This window comes from Brevibacterium sp. FME37, assembly GCF_014897485.1.
Taxonomy (GTDB): Bacteria; Actinomycetota; Actinomycetes; order Actinomycetales; family Brevibacteriaceae; genus Brevibacterium.
This window is the reverse complement of record NZ_JABUYE010000001.1, coordinates 461,200-474,699: the sequence shown is the minus strand read 5'-3', so window position 1 is coordinate 474,699 and position 13,500 is coordinate 461,200. Positions and strand designations below refer to the sequence as shown.

12 protein-coding genes, 1 other RNA gene and 1 pseudogene are annotated in these 13,500 nt (G+C 61.0%); 6 read left to right on the top strand and 8 right to left on the bottom strand.

Annotated elements, in window-relative coordinates; translation table 11 throughout:
• Positions 1–25: 25 nt before the first annotated feature.
• Positions 26–529 carry a hypothetical protein gene (locus INT29_RS02120; RefSeq protein ID WP_193070579.1) on the bottom strand — a complete coding sequence of 168 codons (504 nt, stop codon included), beginning with the start codon at positions 527–529 and terminating at the stop codon, positions 26–28.
• A gap of 389 nt (positions 530–918) precedes the next feature.
• Between INT29_RS02120 and INT29_RS02115 the strand changes: the two genes are divergently transcribed.
• Complete coding sequence (locus tag INT29_RS02115; RefSeq protein WP_101574807.1) at positions 919–1,461, top strand: YceI family protein; 543 nt, start codon at positions 919–921, stop codon at positions 1,459–1,461.
• A gap of 140 nt (positions 1,462–1,601) precedes the next feature.
• On the opposite strand, the gene INT29_RS02110 is transcribed toward INT29_RS02115, so the two are convergent.
• Both INT29_RS02110 and INT29_RS02105 read right to left on the bottom strand, forming a co-directional pair.
• Positions 1,602–2,363 (bottom strand): L,D-transpeptidase family protein, encoded by a 762-nt coding sequence (locus INT29_RS02110; RefSeq protein ID WP_145997498.1) that lies wholly within the window; start codon positions 2,361–2,363, stop codon positions 1,602–1,604.
• A gap of 69 nt (positions 2,364–2,432) precedes the next feature.
• Positions 2,433–3,809 (bottom strand): uracil-xanthine permease family protein, encoded by a 1,377-nt coding sequence (locus tag INT29_RS02105; protein ID WP_219618928.1) that lies wholly within the window; start codon positions 3,807–3,809, stop codon positions 2,433–2,435.
• Between the two features lie 245 nt (positions 3,810–4,054).
• Between INT29_RS02105 and INT29_RS02100 the strand changes: the two are divergent.
• A pseudogene (locus INT29_RS02100) lies at positions 4,055–4,699 on the top strand (biotin synthase BioB); the annotation flags it as partial.
• Positions 4,700–4,739: 40 nt separating this feature from the next.
• Here INT29_RS02100 and INT29_RS02095 read toward each other — a convergent pair.
• Positions 4,740–6,281, bottom strand: a complete 1,542-nt coding sequence (locus INT29_RS02095) for a fatty acyl-CoA synthetase (RefSeq protein WP_193070578.1) — start codon at positions 6,279–6,281, stop codon at positions 4,740–4,742.
• 208 nt (positions 6,282–6,489) lie between these two features.
• On the opposite strand from INT29_RS02095, the gene INT29_RS02090 reads away from it, so the two are divergent.
• Positions 6,490–7,323, top strand: coding sequence for a Nif3-like dinuclear metal center hexameric protein (locus INT29_RS02090; protein ID WP_193070577.1), 834 nt, complete (start codon positions 6,490–6,492; stop codon positions 7,321–7,323).
• A 45-nt stretch (positions 7,324–7,368) separates the two neighbouring features.
• Entirely contained in the window at positions 7,369–8,097 is a 729-nt protein-coding gene (locus INT29_RS02085; RefSeq protein WP_193070576.1) for a zinc ribbon domain-containing protein, read from the top strand.
• Between the two features lie 31 nt (positions 8,098–8,128).
• On the opposite strand, the gene INT29_RS02080 is transcribed toward INT29_RS02085, so the two are convergent.
• Positions 8,129–8,962: a YaaA family protein gene (locus INT29_RS02080; RefSeq protein WP_193070604.1), complete on the bottom strand. Its 834-nt coding sequence runs from the start codon at positions 8,960–8,962 to the stop codon at positions 8,129–8,131.
• A 72-nt stretch (positions 8,963–9,034) separates the two neighbouring features.
• Here INT29_RS02080 and rnpB point away from each other — a divergent pair.
• An RNA gene (gene rnpB / locus INT29_RS02075) (RNase P RNA component class A) lies at positions 9,035–9,402 on the top strand.
• A 32-nt stretch (positions 9,403–9,434) separates the two neighbouring features.
• Here rnpB and ppgK read toward each other — a convergent pair.
• Together ppgK and map are read right to left on the bottom strand one after the other, a co-directional pair.
• Positions 9,435–10,268 (bottom strand): polyphosphate--glucose phosphotransferase, encoded by an 834-nt coding sequence (gene ppgK, locus INT29_RS02070; RefSeq protein ID WP_101574813.1) that lies wholly within the window; start codon positions 10,266–10,268, stop codon positions 9,435–9,437.
• A 1-nt stretch (position 10,269) separates the two neighbouring features.
• On the bottom strand, positions 10,270–11,178 hold the full coding sequence (gene map / locus INT29_RS02065) for a type I methionyl aminopeptidase (protein WP_101574814.1): 909 nt from the start codon (positions 11,176–11,178) through the stop codon (positions 10,270–10,272).
• Positions 11,179–11,321: 143 nt separating this feature from the next.
• On the opposite strand from map, the gene INT29_RS02060 reads away from it, so the two are divergent.
• Positions 11,322–12,047 (top strand): FadR/GntR family transcriptional regulator, encoded by a 726-nt coding sequence (locus tag INT29_RS02060; RefSeq protein ID WP_101574815.1) that lies wholly within the window; start codon positions 11,322–11,324, stop codon positions 12,045–12,047.
• 118 nt (positions 12,048–12,165) lie between these two features.
• Here INT29_RS02060 and ald read toward each other — a convergent pair whose 3' ends face one another.
• Positions 12,166–13,284, bottom strand: coding sequence for an alanine dehydrogenase (ald, locus tag INT29_RS02055; protein ID WP_101574816.1), 1,119 nt, complete (start codon positions 13,282–13,284; stop codon positions 12,166–12,168).
• Positions 13,285–13,500: the final 216 nt, after the last annotated feature.

Here is a 13,500-nt window from a genome sequence, read left to right as displayed (position 1 = left end):
ATTATCGGATGCGAAACTCACATAGTCACCGGACTCCTACTCGGGGACCCAACCACACTCCGACGGTGATGCCCACCCAGCCGATGATGACAGTTGATGAGTTGAACTGAGCTCTGCCCAAAGGCATCACCAGATACTGGATCATTTCAACCAGCAGCGACACAATGTAGGCGCTGAGAGTCAGAGAAATGATGTTCCTCCACTGTGTGAACACACCACTAGCAATCCCGATTGGAGTGAACAGAACGAGATTCATGGACTGCCAATTGATGGTGAGCAGCGCGCTAGGACTGGGGAGCGCCCACGTCCAGACTCGTGTAGTCAACAGGCCTTCTTCCATTTCCAGTGCGTGGCCTGTCGGAGTCAAGGTCGCAGACAGAATTAGCATCAAGCTAGCTAGCCACCAAAACACTATGATCGGTTGTTCCTTTAGCTTTGCTCCGAGACGTTTGGCAAAAAGAGCTGCGATCACTGCCCCTACAACGAAGGCTGGCAGTGCAAACGGTAGGGCGCTGAAGTATCTGGACATTTACAGACCCGTACAGAACGTCGTTCTTGTGTCATAGATCTTGCCCGAAATCGTGTCTTTCATTAGACCCCTAGCGCCAGGGCGCGTCTCGCAGAGACGCCCGCGTCCCGATTTTTGTTGTAGGCGACCTTGTTCTTGGAGACCTTACCTTCAATACAACTTGGGCATTGAGAGTTTCATTCAGATTATCCGACTGCTCATCCCAGTCAGTGGCGCTACCACCGATAGTTCTGCTCTCGTTCGCCCAAGGCCAATCGCCTCGACAACATGACAGTTCGGTCCCAGAACATATACGCTGAACTCATACGCACCTCAGTGCTCACACAGTACTGACTTGGGGTCTCGGCACTGGGATCCCATGATCTCAGCTCGGCCGAAGGAGCACGACTTTGCCATCAGACGAACAGCTGACCGGAACTTGGGTCATCGACCCCGCACATACCCGCCTCGGATTCTCCAGCCGTCACGCGATGGTCTCGCGCATCCGTGGTGCTTTCAACACCGTCGAGGGCAAAGTCGTCGTCGCTGAGGATCTGGCGAATACCGAAGTGACCATCACGATTGATGTTGACAGCGTTGACACACGCACCCCTGATCGCGATGCTCACCTGCGAAGCGCAGACTTCTTCGACGTCGAAAACTATCCGACGATCACATTCAAATCCACCGGCGTCGATGAGGTCGAAGAAGGAAGCTACATCGTCAACGGTGACCTGACGATCCGCGATACCACCCGGCCAGTCTCTGTCCCCCTCGAGCTGCTGGGAATCGACCGCGATCAGAACGGTGCATTGAGGGCAGGCTTCGAAGGCAAACGCCGCATCGATCGTAAGGACTGGGGTGTGACGTGGAATACGACCTTGGATTCTGGCGGTCTGCTCGTCAGTGACAAGATCACTCTCGAATTCGAGCTCTCCCTGATCAAGGAATAGTCGGGCGGACGGATCGTTTTAAGAGGCGGTCAGGGGGCGCTGAGAAGCGCCCCCCTGACCGCCTCTTCGTTGTTTGCCACCGCTTCTTCGTCGCTACGCCGGCCTGAGTTGTTGATTGAGCTTTTGACCTAGTTGCTGACCTAGCGGTTGATCGCCATCTCAACCGCACTGTCATCTTCCCACTCGAAGATTCTCAGCAGGTCCGCCTCCGATACCGATACGCAGCCTGCAGTCTCCTGACTACCCGTGTTGACGTGGAGGAAGATCGCTGAACCCTTGCCTGGCGTGGCGGCGGTGTTGTAGTCAATGACCTGGCCGTAGTCGTACGCGGGGGTCTGGTGCATGGATTCCCCGGAGTATCCGTCGGACTTCTTCTGCATGGTGTTGTAGCCCTTCACCGCGTCTCCATCGACCCAGACATCGTCCTTGGTGGTCTTGACGTACTTGGAGCCGTGAAACTGCTTGGGCTCCGCCTTCATGCCGAACCCATAGCCCATGTTGTACACGCCGGACGGCGTCTTGCCGTCGCCCTCATGCTTCGCTCCGGCGTCGGCGATGCCGTTATAGCCGACGTATCCGTCGACACTCATCGCAGAATAGTAGTTGTCATCCCACTTCTCGCAAGCGTCGACCGTTGCGGTAGATCCGCCGGTGCCGGTGACGGCAATGACCTTCTTCGCGGTGGCGCCCGAAGCCACAGAGCATTTCTCGCCGAGGTGATCCGGCTTCTGCGAGGCATTGCCGTCGACGAGCCCAGCCCCGAGACCCATAGCGGCCTGAGCCGAGGTCCCAGTCAACAGAGCGCCCGCAGCCAACGCTGTGGCAAAGCCCGATGTCAGCCAGCGGCGTGTTCTGCGTGAGCGGAAATGGGCAGCTCGTGGGTGTGTATGTGCAGGTTTCATGACTGTCTCCTCATCATCGGATTCTTATCATTGGGGGAAGGGCCTACGTGATTGCTGGGACGGCTGCGTTCAGGGCGAGTAGGGCGGAGTTCGTTCTTCATTCTCAGCACCGGGTTCAGCTCCAATATCTGCCTCGGTGCCGGCGTCCTGATCTCCGTCCACGTCCTGGTCGGTGCCGCGCCATTTCGCGATGCCGCGCATGACTTGATAGATGATGATCGCCGAGGCTGAACCAAGTGCAATGCCTTCGAACTGAAGGTCACCGGGAGTCCAGGTGAAATTGGCGATCGCGACGATCAGCGCCACCGCGGCGGTGTTGAGGTTGATGGGGTTGGAGAAGTCGACCTTGTTCTCCACCCAGATGCGCACGCCCAGCATGCCGATCATCCCGTAGAGCACGGTTGCCGCCCCGCCCAGAACACCGGGTGGGATGGTTGCGATGATCTCTCCGAATTTGGGCAGCAGGCTCAAGATCAGCGCAATGACGCCGGCACATAGGTAGGCGGCCGTTGAGAAGATTCGTGTCGCGGCCATGACACCGATGTTCTCGGCATAGGTCGTCGTTCCCGAACCTCCGCCTGTGCCGGCGAGAATCGTGGAGAACCCATCGGCGAACAGCGTCCGGCCCGTGATCGAGTCGAGATCGCGTCCGGTCATCGCCGACACCGATTTCACATGTCCGATGTTCTCAGCGATGAGGACGAAGACGACGGGGAGAAAGAGCCCCAAGTAGCCCAGGTCGAATGCGGGGGCATGGAAGGCAGGCAGTCCCACCCAATCGGCCTGTCCGACAGTGGTGAAGTCGATCTGCCCCTGCATCCATGCTGCACCGTAGCCGACGAGGACGCCGACGAGGATGGACAGGCGGCCGAGCATTCCACGAAACAGCACACTGGTGACCAAGACGGTGGCAATCGTGATCACCGCGGTCAGGGGAGCTTCCTTCACCCAGTCCCAGGCAGCGGGCGCGAGGTTGAGCCCGATGAGAGCGACGATGGACCCGGTGACAACCGGAGGCATGGTGACTTCGATCCACCGCACTCCGGCGAAGTGGACGACGATGCCCACCAGAGCGAGAGTCACTCCGACAGAGATGATCCCGCCCTGCGCCAGGGCCATGGCGTGGGAGTCGAGGTCCTCGCCCGAGGTGGCTGCGAATCCGGTGACGGCACCGATGGGTGCCAGCAGGCCAAAGGATGAACCCAGATATGAGGGCATCATACCCTTGGTGATGAGCAGGAAGAGAAGCGTTCCGATAGCTGTGAAGAACAGCGTGGTCGAGGGAGGGAAGCCGGTCAACAGAGGCACGAGGAACGTCGCCCCGAACATGGCCACCACGTGTTGGGCGCCGATTCCCACGGTCCGCGGCCAACTCAGCCGCTCCTCGGGCAGAACGCTCTCTCCAGGACGGATCGTCTTGCCATCCCCGTGCCGCTTCCAGCCCATTCTTCCGTCGAAGGGACTGGACGCAGGTGTCGCCTCATTGGGGGATGTCACCACTCGTCTCCTTTTCCGCCCGCCCGGAGGTGGCGGTGTCTGTTCGTCATACGTTTGCTGCCGAGAGCAGTCTATTCGTTTTCACCCACCCTTCATGCGCCGGTTCGAGCCAGGACTGATACTTCATTGAACACTGTTCAAGAAAGACGGCTTGCAAGCTAAGCTCATTACGCGACTATAAGGAGAAACCACCGATGACCAGCTGGTTCGACACCCTTGCCGACTCCCTACTCGATGGTGCAGTGATCACCGCTGAACAGGCGACTGCTCCGCTGGCGACGCCCGACCGCGAACTCCTCGATCTCGTCGCCGCGGGATTCCGGCTCAGGCGCAGACAGTTCGGAATGAGCGTCAAACTCAACTACTCCGTCAACCTCAAATCGGGACTGTGTCCGGAGAGCTGCAGCTATTTCTCACAAGCCCTTTGATCCTCGGCGCCGTCGTGGCTGAAGACCGATGAAGCAGTGAAGCAGGCAGATCTCGGCATCCGCGGAGGAGTCTCACGGGTCTGCCTGGTCGCCAGCGGACGAGGCCCCGGAAATCGCGACGTCGACCTGCGCATCGTCATCACGGCGCGATTCGTCTGCCCAGACCGGGAGACCAGGCTGGCCGGCGGACGCGAGATCCATCTCCGGTCGTTGCAGGCACAGGCGCTGCACGTGGCGAACTCGATCTTCCTCGGCGACTACCTCACAGCAGAAGGGCAGGCCGCCGAAGAGGATATCGTCCTCATTCGCGACAACGGTTTCACCATCCTCGGTTCCGAGAACGGCGTCGAAGCTTCGCCCACTTCCACAATCAGTAACCTGGGAGCGGGCACAGTGCAGGGAGCCAACGCGTGAGCCCGACTCATAACCTGGCTGCAAGCAGGTGTGCGCTTCAGGGTTCGCGCAGCTGTCGCTTGAGGATCTTGCCGGCGGAGTTCTTCGGCAGTTCGGCCACGAAGTCGACGCGTTTGGGAACCTTGAAACCGGCCAGACGATCCTTGACATGGGTGAGCACTTGCGCCTCGGTGATCTTAGGCTGATCAGGCTTGATGACGACGAAAGCGGTGATCGCCTCGATCCACTTCTCATCGGCGACACCGACGACCGCCACCTCGGCGACCTGGGGGAGTTCGAAGATCGCGTCCTCAACCTGTCGACTGGCCACCAGCACGCCGCCTGTGTTGATGACGTCCTTGACTCGGTCGACGACCTCGATGAAACCGTTTTCGTCTACGGTGACGAGGTCTCCGGAATGGAACCAACCGTTGTCGAAGGCTTCGGCTGTGGCCTCGGGCCGATTCCAGTAGCCCTCACACAGCTGCGGTGATCGGTAGAGGATCTCACCCTGTTCGTCGACACCGACATCATTGCCGTCGCCGTTGACGACCCGGGTTTCGACGAAGAAGACGGGCCGACCGGCTGAGGCCGCGTGATCATCGTGTTCTTCGGGACGAAGCACAGCGCACAAGGGTCCCAGCTCGGATTGGCCGAAACAGTTATAGAAGCCTAATTTCGGCAGACGCTGTCGCAGTTTCTCAAGCACCGGCCCCGGCATGATCGAGGCACCGTAGTAGGCCTTGCGCAGGCTCTCCAGATTGCGGGTATCGAGGTCGGGGCTGTTCGCGAGTGCGACCCACACCGTGGGGGCGGCGAAGAAGGAGTTGATCTCGCGTTCCTCGAAGATTGACAGCAGCTGCTCGGGGACGGGTGCGGGCACGACGATGTTGTGGGCCCCGATGGACAGCAGCGGAAGAAGGAAGACGTGCATCTGCGCCGAGTGATAGAGGGGGAGTGCATGGACTGCTCGGTCGGTGGGAGCGAAGTCGAGGCTCATCAGTGATGACATGTATTCGTGAACGAGTGCACGGTGGGTCATGATCGCACCCTTGGGCGCCGAGGTGGTCCCCGAGGTGTAGAGCAGCTGTGCGATGTCGGTGTCCGCGACGTCGAATTCCTCAGGAGCCGCCGGTGCGGTATCGGGTGCAGCAGCCGATTTCAGAAGCGTGGAGAAGTCCATGACCTGGGCATCGGCTCCGGTCGGTGTTGCGGTGACTGCATCGAGGAGATCGGCATCGGCGAAGACGAGCCGTGCTCCTGAATTGTCCAGAATGTAGTCGAGCTCGTCATTCTTAAGCTGATAGTTCACCGGCACATGGATGAGACCTGCGCGGGCACAGCCGAGGTAGAGGAGGAGGTAGAGATCGGAGTTCTTCCCGTAGGCGGCGACCCGGTCTCCCTTCTGTGCCCCGAGGTTGACCAGTTCGCGAGCCACAGCCGTCACCGCTGTGTCCAGACTGGAATAGGTCCACGTGCGGTCGCCGAATTCCACGGCGGTGGAGTCGCCGAAGCGTCCTGCGCTGCGACGCACGATATCGGCGACAGTGGAGGAGAAATGCAGTTCCGGCGATGGCGTAGTCGATGTATTCGTAGTCATGGGCCAAATCTATAGCCCAACTGTGATCTGGTGAACAGCGTCTCGCATATTTTTGCTGCATCTCGGACAATTCTGTGCCGCTGCCGCGCCCCTGCGAATGACCCACTCCGGGCACGCTGCTGCCGGCACCCCATTGAACACGCCGCGGCTGTGGTGGCTTCGCTGGCGTAGCCTGCCCGTGGCTGCTCGGATGTAATACTGTGGTGGCATGAGATACCCGAAGGTCAGTGAATGTGTGGACGTCTTCGAAACACTGTGGCCAACGGCCCTGGCAGAGAGTTGGGATTCGGTCGGTCTGGCCGTGGGCGATCCCGATGCCGACGTGCGCTCGATCCTGCTCGCACTCGACCCCATGGACGCGGTCATCGCAGAAGCGGTGGTGTTGGGTGCAGATCTTGTGTTCAACCATCATCCGCTCATGCTCAAACCCGTGAAATCGGTCAACGCCTCCACCCTCAAGGGTGGTGCCGTCCACACGCTGATCAGCAATGACATCGCGTTGTTCAACGCCCACACGAATGCGGATTCCGCGCGTGGGGGAGTCTCGGACGCGCTCATCTCCCTGCTCGGCATCGGCGACGCGGTTCCCCTCGTGCCCCATGCAGAAGGGGCGAGCACCGGAATCGGCCGTGTCGGAGATCTTCCCAAGCGGACGCCGGTGCGCGATATCGCCCGTACCCTTGCCACTCTTCTTCCCCGAACAACGACGGGTGTGCGCATCGCCGGCGACCCAGCTGCGGCCGTCACGCGAGTCGCCGTCTGCGGTGGTGCGGGAGATTCTCTGTTCGACGAGGTCCGTGCCAGCGGCGCGGAGGTCTACATCACGGCCGACCTTCGTCACCATCCCGCCACTGAGGCTCGCGACACCGCCAACAGGCAGGGCGGACGCCCGCAGCTCATCGATGTCTCCCACTGGGCTTCGGAGACCGTCTGGCTGACCGCGGCCGCCGAACAGTTGGAGACCGAATTCGCCGAGCGCGGATTCACGGTTGCCCTGCAGCATTCGGCGGTCAACACCGATCCCTGGGTCGAACGCTATTGATTCCCTGCCCACGACCCCCGATGCTTCGATGACAAGGAACCCCCAATGCTGATCACTGCCGAACAACGCACAGAACTCGAATCACTCATCGAACTTGCCGCCCACGGTCGCGCCCTGCGGCACGAACACGACAACCCCACTCAAGCCTCGGCATTGAATGATCTCGTGTCCTCGCACAAGGAGCTCGAGACTAAGAAGACCGAGGCCGCCGAGGTGGTTGAGAAGTACCGCGCCGAGGTTGCCGAGCACGCCGGTGCCATCGAGGCCCAGAACGGCCAGATCAAGAAGAAGACCGTCGAGCTCAATGATGGCACCGGTCTGACCAGTCGTGATCTCGTCAATCTGCAGGGCGAGATCGCAGGTCATGAGGAACGCGTTGCTGAGCTTGAAGAGGCTGAGCTCGGTACCATGGAGGAACTCGAATCCGCTGAGGCTGCGCTCACCGAAGTCGAGGCCTCCCTCGCCGAGGTGATCGCATCTGGCCGTGCCACGCAGACGGCAATCAAGGACCGTAAAGCGGAGTTGGCTGCCGAGCTTGAGGCCAACAGTGCCTCGGCGCAGAAACTGAAGGCCGACCTGCCTGAGGCGTTGATTCGCCAGTTCGAGCAGAATGTCGCCCAGGGCGGTCCTGGAGCTGCGATCCTGAATGGCCCGAACTGCCAGGCGTGTGGTCAGGAGATCAGCGGCATGGCGTGGAAGAGCATGCTGCTCGAGGACCCGAACCAGACCTATGAGTGTGAAGAGTGCGAGTCGGTTCTGCTGCGTAAGGGCTGAGCCCGGCTCCATGAGCGGGAGCGAGAGGGACTCAGTCGCGCAGGATGATGCTCAGCGCCGCCGGCCGGTTCTTGGCATGTGGGGTGAATTCGACCTCATAGGACTCTTCTGCCCGTGAAACCAGATCCTCAGAGTTCGCCGGCAGCTCACGGTCGTCTGCGAGCAGTCGGCCGACGAGTTCGCCGCGATAGTACTTTGCCCAATGGGAGACAACGCTGCGCTTGGCACCGATGACCTTGACGGCTCCCAGTGTGATGACCTGCTCGTGAGGTCCCGGCCATGCGCCCCGGTAGTCACTGGATCGGCAGTCGAGGATCACCTCGGCGGGGTCGACCATGAGTGATTTGGCCAAGACCGGCTTCCACCAGGACGACAGCTTGCCGAGGGTGCCGAGGTCGGTCTTCATCGCCAGCCGATAGGCGGGTATCGGATCGAGGCCGTTGACCTGGCCGAAGAGCGCCGAGAACACGTGCACATTTCGCAGGCGCTGGGCCAGAGTCTCATCGGCCATAGCATCGGCGACGAGATCCGGGGCACCCATCGCTTCATAGAGAACACCGGAATAGGTCAGAAGGGCCGGGGCGCAGGGGAGCGTATCGAGGCCGACATTGCGTTCGACGTCGGCCGCTAGCGAAGCTCCCACCCCTAGCTGAGTGAGTGCGTCTTTACGTTTGGATACCTTCTGCAGGGCAGCGAGGACCTTCTTCCGCTGTGGGGTGAGATCCGGTGCAGAGAGCCCTGGGAGGTCGAGTGGGGGACCCGAGTTCGCGGGAGTCTTACCTTCTGAGGGCGGCAATAGGATCTTCACGTCACCATCGTAGGTCCCAACGGCGAATCGCTGATTCTCTGTCCACGTTAGTTTCATCACGCCTGGCTCCTGCGTGCTGGAAGCGGCCCGATCACTGTGGCCGATGAGGGTAGACTGCTGTACTCGAGGACAGGTCACCAGACGGTCGCGGCTCTCTCACGAGAGCTGAGGAACGTCCGGGCTCCACAGAGCAAGGATGGTGGGTAACACCCACCCGGGGTAACCCGCGGGCCAGTGCAACAGAAAGCAGACCGCCCAGTTTCGACTGGGTAAGGGTGAAACGGTGGTGTAAGAGACCACCAGGGTGCCGGGTGACCGGCGCCGCTGGGTAAACCCCATCCGGAGCAAGATCAGACAGGCGACGTTCGAGGCTGCTCGCCGAGTCGTCGGGTGGATTGCTTGAGGCCGGTGGCAACATCGGTCCCAGATAGATGACCGTCCGTCGAGAAGGGTAACCGACTCGATGACAGAACCCGGCGTATCGGTGGCCTGTCCTCACCTACACTGCCAGACCGGCGCCGCGTCCGAGCTAGGCGGTGCCCTTCTTCACCTTGGCCTTGCCGTTGTTGGCAGCCAGAATCGCAGCACCGACGATGCCGGCATTGTTGAACAGCGTCGCCGGCCGCAGCTCTGCCCGGGTGCTGATCAGGTGCAGGAACTGTGCATGCGATTTCGAGATGCCACCGCCGATGAGGATCACGTCGGGTGCCACCAGCAGTTCGACCTGCGAATAGTACTGCTGCAGCCGTCCCGCCCACTCCTCGTAGCTGAGCCCCTCACGGACCTTGACCGATTCGGCCGCCTGGGTCTCCGCATCGCGACCGTTCATCTCGAAGTGACCCAGCTCGGTGTAGGGCACCAAACGCCCCTGAGTGAAGAGTGCTGTGCCGATGCCGGTGCCCAAGGTCGTCAGCAGCACCGTCTTCTTACGATGTTTGCGGCCGGCACCGAAGGTCATCTCGGCCAAACCTGCCGCGTCAGCATCGTTCATGATGAAGAAGCGCCGACCGGTATGTTCGGCAAGGATTCCAGTGATGTTCGACCCGATCCATGACTGGTCGAGATTCGCCGCGTATTCCACATGGTCATCGCGGACGACGCCGGGAAACCCGCAGCCGATCGGCAGAGCATCGAGAGCTGAACGGTCGTCGACGACCCCCAGCTCGAGTGCTGTGGATACAAGGAGCTCGACGAGCTGTGCGATCGCCTCGGCGACAGCGACCGGGGAACTGGGCTTCGGGGTGAGCACCCGTACACGCTTGAAGGCGAGGCCGCCGGTCTCGGTGTCGACGAGTGCGGCTTTGATGCCTGTTCCTCCGACATCGACTCCGATGGCGAAGCGTCCTGGCTGATCGTTCGTCATCTCAATCCTGTCGGGTCGCGGGGCCCGCAGCGATGGCTGCATCGGCATCGGGGAGAGTGAGGATATCGGCACCGGTCTCGGTGACGACAAGTGTGTGTTCGAACTGTGCGGAGCGCTTCCGGTCCTTGGTCACCACAGTCCACGCATCGTCCCAGACGTCCCAATCCACGGTTCCGAGGTTGAGCATCGGTTCGATGGTGAAGATCATTCCCGGTTCCATCACCTCGGCGTGGGCGGGTGCCGCGTCGTAGTGGGGGACGATGAGTCCGGAGTGGAACTCACGGCCGACCCCGTGTCCGCTGTAGTCGCGGACGACACCGTAGTCGAAGCGCTTCGCGTACTTCTCGATGACTCGTCCGATGACGTTGATCTCGCGGCCCGGCTTGACGGCCTTGATGCCACGCATCGTGGCGTCCCAGGTGCGTTCCACGAGGAGGCGCGATTCTTCATCGACGTCTCCGGCATAGAAGGTGTAGTTCGTGTCGCCGTGCATGCCTTCGATGTATGCGGTGATGTCGACGTTGACGATGTCTCCGTCGGCGATGACGGTCGAGTCTGGGATGCCGTGGCAGATCACCTCGTTGAGCGATGTGCATACAGACTTCGGGAATCCGCGATAGCCCAGGGTCGAAGGATAGGCGCCGTGGTCGCACATGTATTCGTGGGCGACACGGTCGATGGCATCGGTGGTCACGCCCGGTTCGATCATGTCGCCGACGGCGGCAAGAGCATTCGCCGCGATCGTGCCCGCAGCGCGGACCTTTTCTATCTCCTCAGTGGAATAGAAGTTGCTGCCCCGACCTTCGTCGGCATCTGCGCGTCCGACGTATTCGGGTCTGGTGATGTTCTGGGGGACTCCGCGCTCGGGGGAGATGGTTCCGGGCGTGAGTAGGCGAGGCGTTTCAGTCATGGTGCCTTCGATTCTAGAGCGGTTGAGCCCAGATATTCCACAATCGCGGTGCCTGTCGAAACGAGCGGCCTGTGGGAGGGGATATTAGAGTGGAGGAAACGAATGTCGCCCGTGTGTGCGACTGGGATGAAAGAGGAGGAGTGATGAACGATCAGGCCCCTTCTGCCGGCCACGAGTTTTCGGGACTCAGCGATGTGGTGAGTCTGACCAGCGCTCCACAGCAGATCGCTGATCACATCCTCTCCGGCATCGCCGTAGGTGCTCTTCCCGAAGGCACGCTGCTGCCCGGCGAGCGGGCACTTGCCGCTGATCTTCAGGTCTCACGCTCGAGTGTGCGCGCGGCGCTGCTGCGCCTCGAACGTCTCGGTGTCGTCGAACGCAGGCGGGGCCGCGGCGGCGGAACTTTCGTCGCCAACGCGGAGCCGACGACTCTGGCACCGATGGCCGATCGCATCGGTGAGTTCCATGCCGAACGCCGCAATCTCCTGGATGCCCGTGCGATCTTCCAGAACAGTCTCGCTGCGACAGCGGCTCTGCGACGCACCGACGAGGAGCTCACAGGGCTCAGGGAGCTGGCACAGAGATACTCCGAACGTGCCGAGGCCGGAGTGGCCAGAACAGCCGATGCCCAGTTCCACTTCGCCATCGCTCGAGCAGGACATAACCCAGAACTCGTTCGCATGGCCATCGACATCGACACCAGGATCAACGCGGGCTTCCGCCACGACCCGTTCTCCCACACGCTGTTCGACCATGCGGTGGCCGATCACGCGGCCATCGTCGAGGCGATCGCCGCGCAGGACGCGCAGGCCGCCGGCCGTCTGTGCGAGGAACACTTCCGGTCGACGACGATGCCGCCGCAGAACTGACTCGGGCCACTGAAGCCCCTGAACAGGACCCACATATCGCTGAAGGCCGACATCATGGCATGATGTCGGCCTTCTTGACACTCAAGCCGGGTGCGTGCGTCTGCCCCCAGCTCAGCTGTCAGTTCGCCAGGGCGTGTTCGACGGAGACAGCCTCGAGACCGAAGGCCTCGGCGACGTTGTCGTTGGTGACGTGCCCGTTGTGGATATTGAGTCCGCGAGCCAGCGCCGAGTCCTTCGACAGGGCCGAGTGCCATCCCTGGTTGGCGATCTTGACCGCGAAGGGCAGAGTCGCGTTGGTCAGGGCGGCCGTGGCGGTGTTCGGCACCGCTCCGGGCATGTTCGCCACACAGTAGTAGATCGAGTTGTGCACCTCGAACGTGGGATCATCATGAGTCGTGGCATGCGAGTTCTCAAAGCAGCCGCCTTGGTCGATGGCGATGTCGACGAGGACCGAGCCTGGCTTCATACCCGCAACCATCTCGTCGGTGACGAGCTTCGGTGCCTTCTTGCCGGGGATTAGCACCGAACCGATGACCAGGTCGGCAGAGGCGAGCGACTTCGTGATCTCGTACTTGTTCGAGACCTTCGTGGCGATCGCACCGGCGAAGGTCTCATCGATCTGACGCAGGCGAGGAATGTTGATGTCGATGACTTCGACGTTGGCTCCCAGACCCAGCGCCATCCGAGCAGCATTGGTTCCGGCGACACCTGCACCGATGACGACGACATTGGCGCGTTCGACACCGGGGACGCCGGAGAGCAGAATGCCACGTCCACCGGAGGCCTTGAGCAGGCTGTGAGCACCGACCTGCGTCGACAGCCGACCTGCGATCTCACTCATCGGTGCCAGCAGCGGCAGGCCGCCGCCGTCGGGCTGAACCGTCTCGTAGGCGATCGCAGTGGTGCCCGCGTTCATCAGCGCCTGGGTCAGCGCCTCATCGGCGGCAAGGTGCAGGTAGGTGAAGAGGATGAGGTCCTTGCGCAGGAATCCGTATTCTTCGGCGATGGGTTCTTTGACTTTGAGGACCATGTCTCCGGCGGTCCAGGTGGATTCCGCGTCCGGGGCGATCCTGGCGCCGGCTTCTGTGTACTCATCATCTGTAATGAATGATCCGAGTCCGGCTCCTGCCTGAACCGTGACTTCATGTCCGTGGGCGACGAGCTCATGGACACCGGCAGCGGTGATGGCGACGCGGAACTCGTTGTTCTTGACCTCTGTGGGCACTGAAATGCGCATAGCTTTCCTTCTCTCATGTTGCCCTATGGGCAGTTCCAGCCGAATCGACCTGTGGCTGAGTTCGATATGTGGCCGAGGATACATCTCACTGTATTCCGTAGAAGGTCTGGAGGGCAAACCTTTATCACCCGGATTCGTGGAAATCTCTGCGGATTCGGTGGAATATCGAGGCAGAAGATGCGAAACAACCATTTTTTGTTCTCATCGGGCACAGAA

Excerpts from the sequence above, each read along its gene's own strand:
- INT29_RS02105 (WP_219618928.1), bottom strand. The coding sequence starts at position 3,809 with ATGGGCTGGAAGCGGCACGGGGATGGCAAGACGATCCGTCCTGGAGAG.
- INT29_RS02085 (WP_193070576.1), top strand. The coding sequence starts at position 7,369 with ATGCTGATCACTGCCGAACAACGCACAGAACTCGAATCACTCATCGAA.
- INT29_RS02060 (WP_101574815.1), top strand. The coding sequence starts at position 11,322 with ATGAACGATCAGGCCCCTTCTGCCGGCCACGAGTTTTCGGGACTCAGC.
- INT29_RS02090 (WP_193070577.1), top strand. The coding sequence starts at position 6,490 with ATGAGATACCCGAAGGTCAGTGAATGTGTGGACGTCTTCGAAACACTG.
- INT29_RS02120 (WP_193070579.1), bottom strand. The coding sequence starts at position 529 with ATGTCCAGATACTTCAGCGCCCTACCGTTTGCACTGCCAGCCTTCGTT.
- ald (WP_101574816.1), bottom strand. The coding sequence starts at position 13,284 with ATGCGCATTTCAGTGCCCACAGAGGTCAAGAACAACGAGTTCCGCGTC.
- map (WP_101574814.1), bottom strand. The coding sequence starts at position 11,178 with ATGACTGAAACGCCTCGCCTACTCACGCCCGGAACCATCTCCCCCGAG.
- ppgK (WP_101574813.1), bottom strand. The coding sequence starts at position 10,268 with ATGACGAACGATCAGCCAGGACGCTTCGCCATCGGAGTCGATGTCGGA.
- INT29_RS02110 (WP_145997498.1), bottom strand. The coding sequence starts at position 2,363 with ATGAAACCTGCACATACACACCCACGAGCTGCCCATTTCCGCTCACGC.
- INT29_RS02080 (WP_193070604.1), bottom strand. The coding sequence starts at position 8,962 with ATGAAACTAACGTGGACAGAGAATCAGCGATTCGCCGTTGGGACCTAC.
- INT29_RS02095 (WP_193070578.1), bottom strand. The coding sequence starts at position 6,281 with ATGACTACGAATACATCGACTACGCCATCGCCGGAACTGCATTTCTCC.